Origin of the sequence: Bradyrhizobium sp. WSM3983 (assembly GCF_000473045.1) — a bacterium.
In the GTDB taxonomy this organism is placed as follows: Bacteria; Pseudomonadota; Alphaproteobacteria; order Rhizobiales; family Xanthobacteraceae; genus Bradyrhizobium.
Map to the genome: position 1 here is coordinate 103,964 of NZ_AXAY01000014.1, position 17,179 is coordinate 121,142.

Annotated in this window: 20 protein-coding genes; 10 read left to right on the forward strand and 10 right to left on the reverse strand. The window is 64.5% G+C overall.

Annotated features, from left to right (window positions below):
* Positions 1-4: 4 nt before the first annotated feature.
* The 5 genes from YUA_RS0120890 to YUA_RS0120910 all read left to right on the forward strand — a co-directional run bounded on the left by YUA_RS0120890 (position 5) and on the right by YUA_RS0120910 (position 4,878).
* Positions 5-1,405 carry an NAD(P)(+) transhydrogenase (Re/Si-specific) subunit beta gene (locus tag YUA_RS0120890; protein ID WP_027532464.1) on the forward strand — a complete coding sequence of 467 codons (1,401 nt, stop codon included), beginning with the start codon at positions 5-7 and terminating at the stop codon, positions 1,403-1,405.
* 76 nt (positions 1,406-1,481) lie between these two features.
* Complete coding sequence (locus YUA_RS0120895) at positions 1,482-2,282, forward strand: alpha/beta hydrolase (protein WP_027532465.1); 801 nt, start codon at positions 1,482-1,484, stop codon at positions 2,280-2,282.
* A 64-nt stretch (positions 2,283-2,346) separates the two neighbouring features.
* Positions 2,347-3,444, forward strand: coding sequence for a calcium:proton antiporter (locus YUA_RS0120900; protein ID WP_027532466.1), 1,098 nt, complete (start codon positions 2,347-2,349; stop codon positions 3,442-3,444).
* Positions 3,445-3,468: 24 nt separating this feature from the next.
* Positions 3,469-3,753 (forward strand): cupin domain-containing protein, encoded by a 285-nt coding sequence (locus tag YUA_RS0120905; protein WP_027532467.1) that lies wholly within the window; start codon positions 3,469-3,471, stop codon positions 3,751-3,753.
* 93 nt (positions 3,754-3,846) lie between these two features.
* The gene (locus tag YUA_RS0120910) at positions 3,847-4,878 is read left to right on the forward strand and encodes a hypothetical protein (protein WP_027532468.1); all 1,032 of its coding nucleotides are present in this window, start codon (positions 3,847-3,849) and stop codon (positions 4,876-4,878) included.
* Between the two features lie 30 nt (positions 4,879-4,908).
* Here YUA_RS0120910 and YUA_RS0120915 read toward each other — a convergent pair whose 3' ends face one another.
* Positions 4,909-5,559: a tetratricopeptide repeat protein gene (locus YUA_RS0120915; protein WP_027532469.1), complete on the reverse strand. Its 651-nt coding sequence runs from the start codon at positions 5,557-5,559 to the stop codon at positions 4,909-4,911.
* 127 nt (positions 5,560-5,686) lie between these two features.
* Positions 5,687-5,995 (reverse strand): 30S ribosomal protein S21, encoded by a 309-nt coding sequence (gene rpsU / locus YUA_RS0120920; RefSeq protein WP_014439827.1) that lies wholly within the window; start codon positions 5,993-5,995, stop codon positions 5,687-5,689.
* Between the two features lie 260 nt (positions 5,996-6,255).
* On the opposite strand from rpsU, the gene aqpZ reads away from it, so the two are divergent.
* Positions 6,256-6,978, forward strand: coding sequence for an aquaporin Z (aqpZ, locus tag YUA_RS0120925; RefSeq protein ID WP_027532470.1), 723 nt, complete (start codon positions 6,256-6,258; stop codon positions 6,976-6,978).
* Positions 6,979-7,073: 95 nt separating this feature from the next.
* Here the strand turns inward: aqpZ and YUA_RS0120930 are convergent, their stop codons facing one another.
* Together YUA_RS0120930 and purE are read right to left on the reverse strand one after the other, a co-directional pair.
* Positions 7,074-8,180 (reverse strand): 5-(carboxyamino)imidazole ribonucleotide synthase, encoded by a 1,107-nt coding sequence (locus YUA_RS0120930; RefSeq protein WP_027532471.1) that lies wholly within the window; start codon positions 8,178-8,180, stop codon positions 7,074-7,076.
* Positions 8,177-8,665, reverse strand: a complete 489-nt coding sequence (gene purE, locus YUA_RS0120935; RefSeq protein ID WP_027532472.1) for a 5-(carboxyamino)imidazole ribonucleotide mutase — start codon at positions 8,663-8,665, stop codon at positions 8,177-8,179. Before purE ends, YUA_RS0120930 begins: the two co-directional genes overlap by 4 nt.
* 141 nt (positions 8,666-8,806) lie before the next feature.
* Here purE and YUA_RS0120940 point away from each other — a divergent pair, with 141 nt between their 5' ends.
* Positions 8,807-9,526: a GGDEF domain-containing protein gene (locus tag YUA_RS0120940; protein ID WP_027532473.1), complete on the forward strand. Its 720-nt coding sequence runs from the start codon at positions 8,807-8,809 to the stop codon at positions 9,524-9,526.
* Between the two features lie 2 nt (positions 9,527-9,528).
* Here YUA_RS0120940 and YUA_RS0120945 read toward each other — a convergent pair whose 3' ends face one another.
* The 3 genes from YUA_RS0120945 to YUA_RS0120955 all read right to left on the reverse strand — a co-directional run bounded on the left by YUA_RS0120945 (position 9,529) and on the right by YUA_RS0120955 (position 10,350).
* Positions 9,529-9,780, reverse strand: coding sequence for a hypothetical protein (locus tag YUA_RS0120945; protein WP_027532474.1), 252 nt, complete (start codon positions 9,778-9,780; stop codon positions 9,529-9,531).
* 22 nt (positions 9,781-9,802) lie between these two features.
* A complete protein-coding gene (locus tag YUA_RS0120950) occupies positions 9,803-10,021 on the reverse strand; it encodes a hypothetical protein (protein ID WP_027532475.1) in 219 nt (72 codons plus the stop codon).
* Between the two features lie 122 nt (positions 10,022-10,143).
* Positions 10,144-10,350, reverse strand: a complete 207-nt coding sequence (locus YUA_RS0120955) for a YdcH family protein (RefSeq protein WP_008546179.1) — start codon at positions 10,348-10,350, stop codon at positions 10,144-10,146.
* 328 nt (positions 10,351-10,678) lie between these two features.
* Here YUA_RS0120955 and YUA_RS0120960 point away from each other — a divergent pair, with 328 nt between their 5' ends.
* Positions 10,679-10,861 (forward strand): YdcH family protein, encoded by a 183-nt coding sequence (locus YUA_RS0120960; protein ID WP_027532476.1) that lies wholly within the window; start codon positions 10,679-10,681, stop codon positions 10,859-10,861.
* 110 nt (positions 10,862-10,971) lie between these two features.
* Here the strand turns inward: YUA_RS0120960 and YUA_RS0120965 are convergent, their stop codons facing one another.
* Complete coding sequence (locus tag YUA_RS0120965; RefSeq protein ID WP_027532477.1) at positions 10,972-12,075, reverse strand: NAD(P)/FAD-dependent oxidoreductase; 1,104 nt, start codon at positions 12,073-12,075, stop codon at positions 10,972-10,974.
* A gap of 205 nt (positions 12,076-12,280) precedes the next feature.
* On the opposite strand from YUA_RS0120965, the gene YUA_RS0120970 reads away from it, so the two are divergent.
* Positions 12,281-14,965: an EAL domain-containing protein gene (locus YUA_RS0120970; protein WP_027532478.1), complete on the forward strand. Its 2,685-nt coding sequence runs from the start codon at positions 12,281-12,283 to the stop codon at positions 14,963-14,965.
* Between the two features lie 39 nt (positions 14,966-15,004).
* Positions 15,005-16,465, forward strand: a complete 1,461-nt coding sequence (locus YUA_RS0120975; protein WP_027532479.1) for a glycerol-3-phosphate dehydrogenase — start codon at positions 15,005-15,007, stop codon at positions 16,463-16,465.
* Between the two features lie 32 nt (positions 16,466-16,497).
* On the opposite strand, the gene YUA_RS0120980 is transcribed toward YUA_RS0120975, so the two are convergent.
* Both YUA_RS0120980 and YUA_RS0120985 read right to left on the reverse strand, forming a co-directional pair.
* A complete protein-coding gene (locus YUA_RS0120980) occupies positions 16,498-16,863 on the reverse strand; it encodes a hypothetical protein (RefSeq protein WP_156947181.1) in 366 nt (121 codons plus the stop codon).
* The gene (locus YUA_RS0120985; protein WP_027532481.1) at positions 16,860-17,090 is read right to left on the reverse strand and encodes a hypothetical protein; all 231 of its coding nucleotides are present in this window, start codon (positions 17,088-17,090) and stop codon (positions 16,860-16,862) included. The genes YUA_RS0120980 and YUA_RS0120985 overlap by 4 nt, the downstream gene beginning before the upstream one ends.
* Between the last annotated feature and the right edge of the window lie 89 nt (positions 17,091-17,179).

Genomic DNA, 17,179 nt, shown 5'->3' on the forward strand with positions numbered 1-17,179 from the left:
TGAGATGAGCGCTAACCTCTCTGCATTCTTGTATCTCGTGGCGGGGGTGCTGTTCATCCTGTCGCTGCGCGGACTTTCCAGCCCGGCGTCGTCGCGCCAGGGCAATCTGTTCGGCATGATCGGCATGGCCATCGCGGTCGCCACCACGCTGGCGAGCCATCCGCCGGCTGACGGCGTGGCCTGGCTGCTGGTCATCCTCGCGATCGCGATCGGCGGCGGCATCGGCGCGGTGATCGCGCGTCGCGTGCCGATGACGTCGATGCCGGAACTGGTCGCCGCCTTCCACTCGCTGGTCGGCATGGCCGCGGTGCTGGTCGCCGCCGGCGCGTTCTACGCGCCCGAGGCCTTCGACATCGGCACTCCCGGCAACATCCACGCGCAGAGCCTGGTCGAAATGTCGCTCGGCGTCGCCATCGGCGCGCTGACCTTCACCGGCTCGGTGATCGCGTTCCTGAAGCTGTCGGCGCGCATGAGTGGCGCCCCGATCATCCTGCCGTTCCGCCACGTCATCAACATCGCGCTGGCGATCGCGCTCGTCGTCTTCATCGTCGGGCTGGTGATGTCGGGCAGCGCGTTTAACTTCTGGATGATCGTCATCGTGGCTCTGGCGCTCGGCGTGCTCATGATCATCCCGATCGGCGGCGCCGACATGCCGGTCGTGATCTCGATGCTGAACTCCTACTCGGGCTGGGCCGCGGCCGGCATCGGCTTCACGCTGGGCAACTCCGCGCTGATCATCACCGGCGCGCTGGTCGGTTCCTCCGGCGCGATCCTGTCCTACATCATGTGCCACGCGATGAACCGGTCCTTCATCTCGGTCATCCTTGGCGGCTTCGGCGGCGAGACCGCGGCAGCCGCCGGCGGAGCGGGCGGCGAGCAGAAGCCGGCCAAGCTCGGCTCGGCGGACGATGCGGCCTTCATCATGAAGAACGCCTCCAAGGTCATCATCGTGCCGGGCTACGGCATGGCGGTGGCGCAGGCGCAGCACGCGCTGCGTGAAATGGGCGATATCCTGAAGAAGGAAGGCGTCGAGGTGAAGTACGCCATTCACCCGGTCGCGGGCCGCATGCCCGGCCACATGAACGTGCTGCTCGCCGAGGCCAACGTGCCTTACGACGAGGTGTTCGAGCTCGAGGACATCAACTCCGAATTCGCGCAGGCCGACATCGCCTTCGTGATCGGCGCCAACGACGTCACCAACCCGGCGGCCGAAGAAGACAAGACCTCGCCGATCTATGGCATGCCGGTGCTTCAGGTCTGGAAGGCCGGCACGGTGATGTTCATCAAGCGGTCACTGGCGTCGGGTTATGCCGGTATCGACAATCCGCTGTTCTACCGCGACAACACCATGATGCTGCTCGGCGACGCCAAGAAGGTCACCGAGAACATCGTCAAGGCGATGTAGCATTGCGCGGGAACGGCGCGTCAATCGGCGCGCCGTCCATGCGGCGGTTGACGGCTGACGCGAGATTCCGGCCGGCATGACCGTCATCAGGTGGATCGCCATCATACTTGCGGCCGGCTATCTCGCCGGCCTCGTGCTGCTCTTTCTCAGGCAGCGCGATATGCTGTTTCCGATCCCGACCATCGAGCGCACGGCGCCCGCTGCCGCCGGCTTTCCGGAAGCCGAAGAGCACGTCCTGGCGGCGTCCGACGGCGAAAAGGTCATCGTCTGGCACGCGCCGGCGCGACCCGGCCGCCCGGTGATCCTTTATTTCCACGGCAATGGCGATTCTCTCGCCGGCCTGGTCGGTCGCTTCAAGGCCATGACGGCTGACGGCACTGGTCTCGTCGCGCTGTCTTATCGCGGTTATGCCGGTTCGACCGGCGCGCCGAGCGAGGATGGCCTGCTGCGTGACGCCGCCGCGGCCTATTCATTCACGACGGCCCACTACGAGCCGCAACGCATCGTCGCATGGGGCTTCTCGCTCGGGACGGGCGTTGCGGTCGCAATCGCATCGGAGCACGAGATAGGGAAGCTCGTTCTTGAAGCTCCCTATACATCGATCGCCGATGTCGTGGCTCCGCGTTACTGGTTTGCCCCGGTCCGCCTCCTGATGCGCGACCCATTTCATTCCGACCGGCGCATCGCGCACGTCACAGCGCCGCTGCTGATCATGCATGGCACAAACGACCCCGTGATTCCCTTCGCCCTCGGCGAGCGGCTGTTCGCACTGGCTCACGAGCCGAAGCGGTTCGTTCGTATTCCCGGCGGTGGCCACGACGACCTCGCCAGCTTCGGTGCCATCGAGATCGCGCGACAATTCATCAATGGTGCCTGAGGGCTGACGGGCGCGATGTTCTCGCGCATAATCGCCTTTTCGCTCGCTTGAAGGAATTGTTGGCATGAGTGCACACGGACCGATACCGCGGTCGTCCTGGATCTTCCCCGCTCTGGCGGTGCTGCTGTTCCTGATCGTCAGCGTGACCGGCTACGGCTTCACCCTGTCGGCCGGCGGCGGCCTGTTCGCGGTCGTCCTGCTGGTGATCCTGTTCGGCACCGTATTCGCCGCTGTGCATCATTCCGAGGTGATCGCGGAGCGGATCGGCGAGCCCTACGGCACGCTGCTGCTCACGCTGGCGGTGACCATCATCGAGGTCGCGCTGATCACCACGATCATGCTCGGCGACAAGCCCGCGCCGACGCTGGCGCGCGACACTGTCTTTGCGGTCGTGATGATCGTCTGCAACGGCCTCGTCGGCCTGTGCGTATTCATCGGCGGCATGCGCTACCGCGAGCAGGGCTTTCAGGTCTCGGGCGCCAACGTCTATCTCAGCGTGCTGACGGCGATGGCTACCATTACGCTGATCATGCCCAATTACACCATGACGACGCCGGGGCCGATCTATTCGACGCTTCAGCTCGGCTTCGTCGACCTCGTGACGATCGTGCTCTACGGCGTGTTCCTCTACACCCAGACCGTCCTGCACAAGGACTATTTCGTCCACGAGCGGGCGGACGGCGAGGGCGGGGAGGCCTATATGTCGGGCAAGATGCTGGCGCTGAGCATCGCGCTGCTCCTGATCTCGCTCCTGGCCGTGGTTCTCCTCGCCAAGAAATTCTCGCTGGTGGTGGACGCCGTCGCCGATCGGATCGGCGCCCCGCCGGCGTTTGCGGGTCTCCTGGTCGCGCTCCTGATCCTGATGCCGGAGGGCGTCTCCGCGATCACGGCAGCCCGCAAGAACGATCTCCAGAAGAGCATCAACCTGGCGCTCGGTTCCTCGCTGGCAACCATCGGCCTGACCATCCCGGCGGTCGGGCTCGCCACCTATGCGCTCGACCAGCCCCTGGTGCTGGGCCTCAATCCCCAGAACACGGCGCTGCTGTTCCTGACATTCTTGCTGAGCATGCTGACCTTCGGCACCGGCAGGACCAATGTCCTGTTCGGACTGGTCCATATGGTGGTATTTGCCGTCTACGTGTTCATGGTTTTCATACCCTGAACCGATTCCCCCAGGAGAGTTCCGATGCTTGCCGCCAAGTCCGAGGTTCAGGTCGACAACGAGCAGGTCCGGGTGACCGAATGGCGGCTTGCCTCGGGCAGCGCGACCGGGCATCACACCCACGGAATGGACTATGTCATCGTTCCCGTCGTGGCCGGCGAAATGACCATCGTGGCGCCCAGCGGGGAGCGTTCCAAGGCGCAGCTTGCGGCCGGAAAATCCTACTTCCGCAAAGCCGGTGTCCAACACGACGTACTTAACGAAACCTCAACCGAGATCGTGTTCCTTGAGATCGAGCTGAAGCCGTAATGCACGCGTAACCTTTGCCATCGATCTGTCGCAGTTGATCCCTTACAATGCCCTAAAGTTCCCGCATCAGATCGCGCGGGGAGTGGCCGAGAAATGCTGAAATACCTCGCTAAAATTTCGATGGATATTTTCCCCTCGGTGCTCGCGACGATCATCGGGGCCTACATCGTTAACCACTACATCAACGCCAGGCCGGCGGCGGATACGCCAGCCGCGGTGGTGGCGCCTGCCGATGCCGGCAAGAACGGCAAGCCGGCCGATGTCGCCAATCTCCCGGCCCCCGGCGTCAAGGCCAAGGGCGTCTCCGAGAAGAGTCTTTCCGAGAAGAGCGCGTCGGACAAGCGGGCGGCCGAGAAGCCTGCCGAGACCAAGGCTGCCGAGACCAAGCCTGCCGAGACCAAGGCTACGGAGACCAAGGCTACGGAGACCAAGGCTGCGGACGAGGCTGCTTCGCGCGGCCGTACCCCGGCGCACGAGAAGGCGGTTGCCAAGTCGACCCCGGCAGCGCCCACCGCCGCCGCCCCGGTGGTGGAGGCCAATTCGGCGCCGGCTGCGGCTTCCCCGATCGTGACCCCCGACGCCAACGATCTGGCGCGAGCCGCCATCGAGCGCTTGCGCAAGTCGCCTGAGGGCAAGGCCGCTGAGAAGGCAGCCGAGGCGAAATCTACTGAAACCAAGCCTTCCGAAATCAGGCCTTCCGAAATCAAGCCTGCCGAGGCCAAGCCTGCCGAGGCCAAGGCGGCCGAGAGGACGCCGGAGCCTGCGGTGCAGGAAGCATCCCGGATGCCCGAGGCGCCCCGAATCGTCACTGCGGTGCCGTCGGGGCTGCGCCCGTTGCCGCCGCCGATCAATGTGTCGACGCCGTCACCCGACGCCTATGGAAATGGCGGCTCGTCGCAGGCAAATCCCCCCTACACGGCCTCGGTCGGCAGCGATAATCCGAATCGGCTGACGCCGCCCGCCGATATTCCGGTACCTGTGATCGCGCCGCCGCTCGATCTGCGCGCCGATGCCGGCGCGACCGGACCCTTGCCGCGGCCCAAGACCAATGTCGCCGACGAAATGCTGTCGGGCATGAAGTCGATGTTCCACGCGGTTCTGCCGAAGAGCGCCACCCCCGATTAAGACGGCGCCTGCGCCGTCGTCCCGAGACCGTTAACCGCCGACGCGGGCCAGGCCGCTGCGGGCTGCGTCATCGCGTGGGCGCAACGCGACGGCCTTGTTGTAGGACGCCGCCGCCTTGGTCTTGTCCCCCAGCCGCTCATAGGCCTGTCCTCGTGTCGTCCAGACCTGAGCGTTGTGCGGATCGGCCTCTGCGGCCTCGTCGAGGTCGGCCGCAGCTTCCTTGACCTTGCCGATGGCGAGATAGCTGACGGCGCGGCCGAGCAGCGGTTCGGCCTTTTGCGGATTGAGCCCGCTCGCGGCCCCGAAATCGGCGATCGCGAAGTCGTGCTCGTTATTGCCTTGGTAGAGCAGGGCGCGGCCGTAGAGCGCCTGCGCATTGTAGGGATCGAGCGCGACGGCGCGATTGAACTCGTCGAGCGCTGCCTGCGTCTCGCCCGACTTGGCCAGGGCCTGGGCTTTTGCCGTGCGGGTCTGGGCCTCGGTGACATTGCCGGCGCTGACTGCGCTATCCGGGGCGGCAACCGCCTTGGGCGCTTCCTGCGGCTTCTCCTTCTCGGGCATCAGAGAGCCCAGATCGAAGGAGCAGCCGCACAGTGCGATCCCCATCAAGGTCAGCGCGAGCGGCTGGCGCCAGATCTGGCGTAGCCGCGCCAAGCCGGGCTCGGGGAAAGGGGAGGCCATCTACGGTTCGCTCGCGCGCTGGTGCCGCATCTGTAGTGCCCCGTCCCAGAAAGGCACCGCTCACAAAATAATAACGCGGGCCCGGGGCCCGCGTCATCGAAACCTCAGTCTTGCAATGTCGGCAAGATCAGCGCGGTCCGCGCGGACCTGCACCAGCACCAGCGCCTGGGCCGCCGCGGCCGCCACGATCACCACCGGGACCTGCGCCGAACACCGGCTTCGGCTTCATCGGCAGCAGGCCTTCGCGCTGCAGCTTCTTGCGGGCCAGCTTGCGCGCACGGCGCACTGCTTCGGCCTTTTCGCGGGCCTTCTTCTCGGAGGGCTTCTCGTAGTGACCGCGGAGCTTCATCTCGCGGAAAATCCCCTCGCGCTGCATCTTCTTCTTCAGCGCCTTAAGGGCTTGGTCGACATTGTTATCGCGAACGAGAACCTGCACGCGGCATCCTCTTCAGTGGATCGGATTTGAATTCTGGTAAGTCTAAGGGGATGGCGAAACGCCCGGCCCTTAACCTTGAGGGCGCGGATGTATCAGACAAAACCCGGTATGTCCACCTGCCAAGTGGGGTCGCGGGCCAAGTTCAGCCATTAAATGCGGCGAAAATGTTATCTCGCGGCCGCGATTTGGGAGATTTGGCGCCAAGACGGGGGTCGCGACGGACATAGTTCCGGAATCTTTGAAATCAGGGGAGACGCCACATGGACATGAAGAAATATGCTGCCGAGGCCATCGGCACGTTCTGGCTCACATTCGCAGGCTGCGGCAGCGCGGTCATCGCGGCCGGCTTTCCGCAGGTCGGCATCGGTCTGGTCGGCGTGTCCCTGGCCTTCGGCTTGAGCGTGGTCACCATGGCCTACGCGATCGGCCATATCTCGGGCTGCCATCTCAACCCGGCCGTCACGGTCGGCCTTGCCGCCGGCGGGCGCTTTCCGGCAGGCCAGATCCTGCCTTACGTGATCGCGCAGGTCTGCGGTGCGATCGTCGCAGCCGAACTGCTCTATGTGATCGCCAGCGGCGCGCCCGGATTCGACGTCACCAAGGGCTTTGCCTCCAACGGCTATGCCGCGCATTCGCCCGGCCAGTACAGCATGGTCGTCTGCTTCGTCACCGAGGTGGTGATGACCATGATGTTCCTGTTCGTCATCATGGGCTCGACTCATGGCCGTGCGCCCGCGGGCTTTGCGCCACTTGCGATCGGACTCGCGCTGGTGATGATCCATCTCGTCAGCATCCCCGTCACCAACACCTCGGTGAACCCGGCGCGCAGCACCGGTCCCGCGCTGTTCGTCGGCAGCTGGGCGCTGTCGCAGCTCTGGCTGTTCTGGGTCGCACCGTTGATCGGCGGCACGCTGGGCGGGGTGATCTATCGCTGGCTCAGCGAGGAGCCCTCTGGCGTCGTCGCGGGCGTGAAGACGGCTTAGAGCGGTTTCGAGCGAAGTGGATACCGGTTCGCGTAAAGAAAACGCGTCAAAACAAAAACTCCAAAAAGCGGATCGCAGCTTTTGCTGCGGTCCCCTCACTTGCTTTTTGAAGGCCTGACTTCGGTGACGTGGCCCATCTTGCGGCCGGGGCGCGGCGCGCCCTTGCCGTAAATGTGCACGGTCGCGCCGGGCACGCTCAGCCAGGTCTCGTAATCGCTGATCTCGTCGCCGATCAGATTGGTCATGGTGACGACGTCACCGTGACGTACGGGCTTGCCGAGCGGCCAGCCGGCAATGGCGCGGATATGCTGCTCGAACTGGGAGACCGACGCGCCGTCGAGCGTCCAGTGTCCTGAATTGTGCACGCGCGGAGCGATCTCGTTGACCAGCACCTTCGATCCGCCGCCGTTCGCGAGCACGAACATCTCCACGGCGAGCACGCCGACATAGTCGAGCGCGGTCGCGATCTTGCCGGCGATGCTGCGCGCCTCTTCGGCCAGCGCATCCGGGATCAGCGCGGGCGCGCGGGAAATCTTCAGGATGTGGTCGCGATGCTCGTTCTCGGTGACGTCGAAGCATTCGACCTGACCTGCGACCGAGCGTGCCGCAATCACGGAGATCTCGCGCTCGAACGGCACGAAGGCTTCCAGGATCGCCGATTTGGTGGCGAGGCTGGTCCAGACCTTCGCGATGTCGTCGCCCTCGCGGATGATGGCCTGGCCCTTGCCGTCATAGCCGAAGCGGCGGGTCTTCAGCACGGCGGGAAGGCCGATCCTGGCGATCGCCTCGCGCAACGATGCGACCGAGGTGACGTCGGCGTAAGCGGCGGTGCCGATGCCGAGCCGGCTCACGAAGTCCTTCTCGGCGAGGCGGTCCTGGGTGGTCTCGAGGATCTTGCGATTGGGCAGCACCGGGCGGCGTGCGTCCAGCACCATGGCGGCAGCGGCCGGCACGTTCTCGAATTCGTAGGTGATCACGTCGACGTCGTGGGCGAACAGCTCGAGCGCCTCGACATCGGCATATTCTGCGCAGGTCGCGTTCAGCACGACGTCGAAGGCCGGCGAATCCGGATCGGGCGAGAACACCTGGCAGCGCAGGCCGAGCCGTGCCGCGGCCATGGCCAGCATCCGACCGAGTTGTCCGCCGCCGAGGATTCCGATGGTGTCGCCGGGCTTCAGCTTCACCTGCTTCGCGTCAGTCACGCCTTGTCCTCCGGGCGCTCGGCGACCGCCTCGGTCTGCGCCTTGCGCCAGGCGGCGAGGCGGTCGGACAGCGCCGGATCGGACAGCGCCAGCACGGATGCCGCGAGCAGCGCCGCGTTGATCGCGCCCGCCTTGCCGATCGCGAGCGTCCCGACCGGAATGCCGGCGGGCATCTGAACAATCGAATAGAGCGAATCGATGCCCTTGAGTGTCCTGGACTCGACGGGCACGCCGAACACCGGCAGTTCCGTCAGCGCCGCGGCCATGCCGGGCAGATGCGCGGCGCCGCCGGCACCGGCGATGATGACCTTGAACCCGGCGGCCTTGGCGCCCCTGGCGAAACTAAACAGCCGGTCGGGGGTGCGGTGTGCCGAAACGATGCGGGTGTCGGAGGTGACGCCAAGCGCTGTGAGTGTGTCGGCGGCGTGCCGCATCGTCTCCCAGTCCGACTGGCTTCCCATGATGATGGCGATCGGCGCGGTCATGACGTCAATTGTGCTCGAAAAACAGAAAGATAGGCCAGATTAACGGTTCCGGCCGGCGGCTCGCAAGGCGGTGGCAAGGAGAAGGGAATGCACTATCCTGTCTTGGTGAATCCCCGCAAGCCTTCATTGAGCAGGATGCCCATGAAGAAACCAAAAAGGGCGACCGCTGCGAAGGTCAAAAAAGGCCGAAAAACCAGCGGGAGCCGAACGAAAACTACACCCAAACGGTCCGCGGCTGCGGCGCCGCGCCGCGCGCCCGCAGCCCGCGCTGCAACCAGCAAGGACACCAGCAAGGCGACCATCCGCGGCCTGCGGACCAAGCTCACGCAGGCGCTGCGGCGCGTCGCCGAGCTCGAGGCTGTGGCCGACACCGATTTCCTGCTGGACATACCCAACCGGCGCGGCTTCGAGCGCGAGCTCCAGCGCGCCGTCGCCTACATGAAGCGCTACCGCGCCAGCGGCGCGCTGATCGTGCTCGACGTCGACCGGCTGAAGCCGATCAATGATTCCTTCGGCCATGCCGCGGGCGACGAGGTGCTCAAGGCGATCGCTGCGACGTTGACGCGGCAGATCCGCGCCTCCGACGTGGTCGGCCGTCTCGGCGGCGACGAGTTTGCCTTGCTGTTGTGGAATCTCAGCGAGACCGACGCCAAGGCGAAGGCCGTCATCTTCGAGCAGGCGATCGACGATTTGTCGTTCACCTTTCGCGGCCAGCACGTGTCCGCGGGCGCCTCCGCCGGTGTTGCGCTGCTCGGCGCGCAGTCCGACGCCGTCCGCGCACTGGAGGAGGCCGACGCCGCCATGTATGTGCGCAAGGCGCATCGGCGGCACGAGCCGCGGATCAGGCTCGTGAGCAGCTGATCCTACAGTGTCGCAAGGTCTTCCGGCACGTTGCCGAATTTGCGCAGTAGCGTGGCGTCGCCGAATTCGCCGGTCATGGGATCGCCGCTGCGGCTGAACGCGACCGCGCCGATATGGCCGGCACCTTGCGCCATCGCCTCGGCGCGCCGCAATGCGGCTGTCGAGCTCTGGCATTCCTCTGCGGCGCCCGCGACAGGCGATCCGTCGGCATCGATCAGGAAGGGCATTGCAACGTAGTAGGTCACGTCCGACATGGCGTTGCTCCGGTGATCAAAACTAGGCGGTGCTGCTCTTGCCCCGCGTCCAGCTGCGCGAGGTCTCGGGAATGCAGCCGGCCGAAATCGCTGCCTGCAGCTCTTCCAGTTCGGCCTCCAGATATTCGTTGGCCATGATCAGCGCCTTGATGGTGCTGCGCAGATTGCCGTCGCACATCTTGATCGCCTGATCGCAGGCTTGTTCATAATAGCTGTTGTCGAGAAGGGCGGGGACTGACATCTGCGCTGTCATTGCGTGTTGTCCTTGGCGTTTCCTGGAGCATCGGGGGTGGGATAGATGTTCCTATTTTGTTCTTTTTGAGTCAAGCGGATTCGCGCGCAGCAATCCGCAGCCGCTGTGGGTCAAGCGATAATATCGGGCGTGATCTGGTCTTCGATGAAGGCGATACGGTCGCGCAACAACAGCTTGCGCTTCTTCAACCGCTGTAACCGCAATAGGTCGGGGGCGGGCGATTGATGCAGTGCATCGATCGCCGCATCGAGATCTCGGTGTTCCTGCTGCAACCGGGTGAGCTCGGCTTCGAGCTCACGCTCGTCTTCATTGGTCATGTTTGCGGTGGCCGAAAACCGATAGGCTGAGATTAAGGCTGTGGATGCCCTGTGGAAATTATCGTCCTTGCGCGGCGTGATCGCAAGCGATCTGCGACCTCCACGCACCGCTCCCTCGCAAGATATTTCCAACGATTCGCAGCAGTGTCGCGCAAGCACGTTGATATCATGGATTTTTCGTCGAGTGGTTCCTTACTCACGGTTCGTTACATATGAATTTTCAAAAATGACGGTGCGACGACGGATACCCATCGACAGAACGAATCGGTGATGTACACTTCTTCGTCCGGATCGAATCCAAGGTTCACCCCTACCGAGGAGGTTTCGAATGACAATTCAGGCACATCTGGTTGAATTGGAACGGAAGCACAAAACTCTCGAAAACGAATTGCACGACGCTCTCGTGCACCTTTCAACAGACGACCTGCAAATTGTTGAGTTGAAGCGCCGGAAATTGATGGTCAAGGACCAGATCGAGCGTCTGAAGCACACCGGCGACACGCTTCACTAGTAACCCCCGAAACAGCGTAGAGTTGATCGTACCCTTTCAGGCATGGGTGAAAGCGCTTGCGCTCATCCCTGCCGTAAGGTGCGCACCGCGCAATGATCGTTGCGCGGCGTCTAGAGTCCTGCGAGCTCCGCGACGTGGTCTGCGATCGCGAGCGACGACGTCAGTCCCGGCGATTCGATACCGAACAGATTAATCAGGCCCGCGACGCCATGGTCGCGCGGTCCCTGCATCAAGAAATCCTGCGTGGCCACCGCCGGCGGCACGATCTTCGGACGGATGCCCGAATAGCTCGGCATCAGCGCACCATCGGGAAGCGTTGGCCAGTATTTGCGGATCGCCGGATAGAAGCGCTCGGCGCGCGACGGATCGACCTCATAGTCGATCGTCTCGATCCATTCGACGTCGGGGCCAAAGCGCGCCTGTCCTGCCATGTCCAGCGTCAGATGCACACCGAGCCCGCCGGGTTCGGGCACGGGATAGATCAGGCGCGAGAACGGTGCGCGCGCGTTGCAGCTGAAATAGTTTCCCTTGGCGAGATAGGCCGGCGGAATCCGGTCAACCGGCATGCCGTCGATGTGCCGTGCCACCGTCGTCGCCGAAAGCCCGGCGGCGTTGACGAGCAGGCCGCATTGCAGCGTCATCGGCGCTTCGCCGCCGGCTTCGATCTCGATCATGCCGGCATCCGCCTTGGCGCGGATCAGCGGTGTGAGAAACGCAAAGGCCGCGCCCGCCTCCTCGGCCTCGCCGCGCAGCGAGAGCATGTAGGCGTGGCTGTCGATGATGCCGGTGGACGGCGAGAGCAGCGCGGCGTCGCAGGCCAGCGCCGGCTCCAGCGCGCGCGCGTCTTCGCCCGAGAGCAATTGCATGTCGAGCACGCCATTGGCTTCGGCATGCGCCTTGATCGATTGCAGCTTCTCGGTTTCCCTTGCATTGGTCGCGACGATCAGCTTGCCGCAGTTCTTGTGCGGGATGCCGCGCTCGCCGCAATAGCGGTAGAGCGCATGCTTGCCGCTGACGCACATGCGCGCCATCCAGCTTCCGGCGCGGTAATAGATTCCGGCATGGATCACCTCGCTGTTGCGTGAGGAGGTGACGGTGCCGATCGCCTCGGCTTCCTCGAGCACGATCACTTCGCGCCCGGCCTGGGCCAGCTTCCGGGCCACCGCGAGCCCGACCACGCCGGCTCCGATGACGACGCAGTCGACCCTATCCATGGTTGTGCAGAAGTCCCGCCGAAGTTGCCGATGGCGCTGGTTTGCCTGGGAAACGCGCCGCGCGGGTGTTTTCCGTTAAGGAAGTATTTATCATGTCAGGGCAATTGCCGTATTTCGCGTCACATTTTTCTGTTGGACGTACAGGCGTTTACCCGATCCAAACCCGTGAAGCCAGACAATCCGCAGTTGAAATCGCGGGTGGCGGATGGCTGAGAAGAACTGGCACGAAGGCAGCATGCTTCCGATTGCTGTGCAGGCCGTCGTGTGCCTGGCCAGCGCGGTCGCGCCTTCGCGTGCCCACGCGGACAGCCTTGTTCCGCCGAGCTATCTCGGCAATCTCGACTCCAATCTGATCTGGGAAGCCCTGATCGGGGGCGTTGTCGTCTGCGCGTTCCTGGCGGCGATCGTGCTGTCGATCCATTCGGCGCTGCGCCGGAGCACGCGTTCGCAGTTGCGGCGCAACGCCTTCGTCTCCTCCGCCATGAACAATCTCAACCAGGGCGTGGTGATGACGGATGCGCAGCGGCGCATCATCTTCTGCAATGACCGCTATCTCGAGATCTACGGCCTGACGCGCTCGGATCTGTGGACTGGCATGACCGGCTACGACATCCTCGAGTTGCGGCGCAAGCGCGGGGTCCTCGCCGTCTCCGACGACGACTTCTACGAGAAGGCGGCAAGCCCGAACGGCCTGATCAGTGAGCTGTCGGACGGCCGCGCCATCCTGGTTAAATATTTCATTCTGCCGAATGGCGGCTCGGTGGCGACCCATCTCGACGTCAGCGAGCAGCGCAAGCTGTCGCGGCAGCTCGCCTCGACCAAGCAATTCCTCGAAACGGTGCTGGACAACGTTCCGGCCTGCGTGGCCGCCAAGAACATCGAGGACGGCCGCTACATCTTTGCCAACCGCGCCTATGAGCGCTTCTGGGGCTTTTCGCGCGACCAGGTCGTCGGCAAGAATGCGCGCGAGCTGTTCGGTCCGACATCGGCGGCGAGCATCGAGGCGACCGACCGGGCGGCGCTGCTGGCGCCGGAAGGACAGTATCGCAACGAATTCGAGGTCGAGGTCCAACGCGACCAGACCCGGCGCATGGTGGCCTCGATCCGGATCGTGGTCCGCAACGAGAGCAACAAGCCGGAATTCCTGCTGGTGGTGTTCGAGGACATCACCGATCGGCAATCGCTGTCGATGGAGCTGGAGAGCACCAAGAAGTTCCTCGAGCTGGTGGTCGACAATATCCCGGTGGCGCTGATCGTGGAGCAGGTCAAGGATGGCCGCTATCTGCTCGCCAACCGCAGCGCCGAGACGATCCTCAACCGCAGGCGCGAGGAAGCCACCGGCCTGACCGCCTCCGACATCTTCAATGCCAAGGAAGCCAAGCTGATCATCGCGCGCGACGAGGCCGCGATCAAGAAGCGCGGGATGATCACGGAGGAGCATCCGATCTCCACCAAGGACGGCCTTCGCCTGTTCTTGACCCGGCGTGCCACGGTGCTCAACGACGCCGGCGAGCCGCAATATCTGATCAAGACCCACGAGGACGTGACCAACCGCCGGCAGACCGAGTCGCGCATGGCGCACATGGCCTATCACGACGGCCTCACCGACCTGCCGAACCGCGCCGCCTTCCTTCAGGCGTTGAACCAGATGATCGAGGCCTGCGAAGGGACCGACGAGGAATTCGCGGTCCTTTGCGTCGATCTCGACGGCCTCAAGGAAGTCAACGACGTATTCGGCCATGCGCTTGGCGACAAGCTGTTGATAGAGGTGGCGCAGCGGCTCCAGGACACCGCGCGCGGCGGCCTGGTGGCGCGCCTCTCCGGCGACGAATTCGGCCTGATCATCGATGGCAAGCAGCCCGACGCGGGCCTCGCCCTGGCGCAGCAGCTCGGCGAGGCGCTTGCGCCGGAATTCCACATCGACGGCCGCGCGGTCCGCGCCGGTATCTCCACCGGCATGTCGGTCTTCCCGCACAATGGCCCCGACGGGGCCTCGCTGCTTGCCAACGCCGGCGCGGCCCTGTTCCGCGCCAAGCAGAAGTCCCGCGGCACGATCAGCCTCTACCAGCCCGAGATGGACCAGCAGATCCGCGACCGCCGCGTGCTGCACCAGGACCTGTCGAAGGCGATCAAGAACGGCGAGCTGTCGCTGGCCTTCCAGCCGCAGGGCATCGCGCGCCACAGCGTCGCCGAGAGCGAGATCATCGGTTTCGAGGCCCTGGCGCGCTGGCAGCATCCGGTGCGCGGCCAGGTCTCGCCGGCCGAGTTCATCCCGATCGCGGAAGAAAGCGGCCTGATCGTCGAGATGGGCGAATGGATCCTGCGCGAGGCCTGCCGCGAGGCGGCGTCGTGGCCGAAGCCGTTGCAGGTCGCGGTCAATCTGTCGCCGGCGCAGTTCATGCACGGCGACGTGGTCGGGCTCGTCCATTCGATCCTGATCGAAACCGGGCTTGCGCCCGGCCGTCTCGAGCTCGAGATCACCGAGGGCGTCTTGATCGAGGACTTCGATCGCGGCCTCGCGCTGCTGCGCCGGCTGAAGGCGCTGGGCGTCCGTATCTCGATGGACGATTTCGGCAGCGGCTACTCCTCGCTGAGCTATCTCCAGGCGTTCCCGTTCGACAAGATCAAGATCGACCGCGCCTTCATCATCAATCTCGGCCGCAACCCGCAATCGGCCGCGATCGTCCGCGCCGTGATCGATCTCGGTCACGGCCTCGAAATGTCGATCATCGCCGAGGGCGTCGAAACGATCGACCAGCTCGCCTTCCTTGCCAAGGAGGGCTGCGACGGCGTGCAGGGCTATCTGCTCGGCAAGCCGCTGCCCATCGGGAAATATGCCGGCCTCGTCGGCCGCGTCGAGGCCATGGAGCTTGCGCTCAAGACCGGCTAGTGGTGAGAGCGCTTCGTTTCGCTCCCATTCGACGGTTTCATGGCGGATTACGATCTCGCGATCATCGGCGGCGGCCTGAACGGTGTCAGCCTCGCGCGCGATGCCGCCGGCCGCGGGCTGCGGGTGATCCTGATCGAGCAGGGCGATCTCGCCGGCGCCGCGTCATCGGCGACACCGCGATTGATTCATGGCGATCTGTCGGTGCTCGAGCGGCGTGGCTTCTGGCGGGTGCGCCGGGCCCTGGCCGAGCGCCGGACCTGGCTCCGGATCGCGCCGCATCTGGTGCGGCCGATGAGTTTTGTGATCCCCGCCCATTCCGACGAACGCCCGCCATGGCTGTTGCGCGCGGGCCTTTATGTTTATGACGCCCTCACGAACCGCGGCGGCTTGCCCGGATCGACCACCCTCGACATCACGCATCATCCGGTCGGCAACGCGCTGAAGCGGCCGTTCGGCATCGCGTTCGAATATGCCGATTGCGTCGTCGACGATTCGCGCCTGGTGGTGCTCACGGCGCTGGATGCCACTGAGCGTGGCGCCGCGATCCGGACCGGCGCGCGTTGCGTGCGCGCTGACAGGACCGACATCTGGCGGCTCGCGCTAATCGACCGCGGCCATCGCCGGGTGATCACGGCACGTGCGCTGGCCAATGCCACCGGCGGCTGGACGTCGATGGTCGCCGAGACCGTGCTGCGACAGAAGCAGCCGGCGATGGCGGCTATGCAGATGAGCCAGATCGTCGTGCCCAAGCTGTTCGAGTCCGACAACGTCTATGTGTTCCAGAATAACGACGGGCGGCTGATTTTTGCCAGCCCGTTCGAGCGTGATTTCACGCTGGTTGGCACGGTCACGCATGACTTCACCGGCGATCCCGCAATCGTCGCGGTGCCGGGTGCCGATGTCAGCTATCTCTGCGAGGCCGCGAGCCGTTATTTCCGCGAGCGCGTCGATCCGACCGACGTGGTGCGCACGGTCTCCGGCGTCAATTTGACGCCCGCGTCCGCGCGGCGCCGCGACGGGACGACGCTGTTCCACGCACGCCGCCGCAATGCGCCGCTGCTCACGATGTTCGGCGGCGACGTCACCACCTCGCGGCTGCGCGCCGAGCGGGCGGTGACGCGGCTGACGCCGTTCTATCCGATGTCGCCGCGCTGGACCGCCGGCGCGGCATTACCCGGCGGAGATTTTGCCTGGGATCGTTTCGAGACCGAGGTCGACCTCGCGCGCCACCGCTGGCGCTTTCTTTCGGAGCCGCAGGCCCGGCGCCTGGTTGCGGCCTACGGCTCGCGATTGCCGGCCGTGCTGGGCGAGGCGAAGACGCGCGATGAGCTGGGACCCGCCTTCGGTCCCGACCTGACCGGCGCCGAGGTGCGCTATCTCATGGCCCGGGAATGGGCGCGCTTCCCCGAGGACATCCTGTGGCGCCGCTCCAAGCTCGGCCTGACCATGCCGACGGCGGACCGCGAGGCGCTGGCTGCGTTCATGGCGGGTGTGAATTAGGCCGTGAACCCATAAATGGGATGGCGCCGTAGTTAGCGCTTGGCCTTCACCCGATAGAACCCGAGCACGGCCCAGGCGATGAGTGGACCCACTATCCCCACCGCCGCCGACAGGTATCCGTGAGTGAAGTACGTATCGCCCAATTCGGCGCGGATCGCGGGGCCAACAAAGGGATCCTGGAGTTCATCGACTTGGCCCCAAGCGCAAAATAACGCGATCGGGAAAAGGAAAAGCGCGAACGACGGGCGCTTCACTCCTGCGATGAAGGCAACGGCTGTGATAATCCCCGGAACCATCCATAGCTGAAGGATAGTGGGCTCCTTGTCCGCCACCTCTGCAAAAGCTGGTGATGATAGAAAGATAAGCAATCCGATAAGCGGAACTCGCGCTTTCTTCACAGGCCGTATTTGGCCCAAGTTGCCCCGACTTGAGCCTCGGTCGCGAATTCGCCTCGTGCTGCGGCCTCCTTGGATGCCGCAATCGCCGGTCTCTCATCCTCCGAGAGAATGACGGGAGAGGCTACTTCTGCGCCGGCAAGCTGCAGCACGATCCGGGCAATGTCGTCTTGTGCGTCCGCAGGCAGACTGCGCGCGATCTCCAAAGCCTGATCCAGCAACTTGGTCATGTCTGTGACTATACGCCTTTTGGCGCCTTGTATGAAGACCCATTTGGGATGATCCGCCTCGAACCGGTTGAGCAAAGCCCGATCCGCCG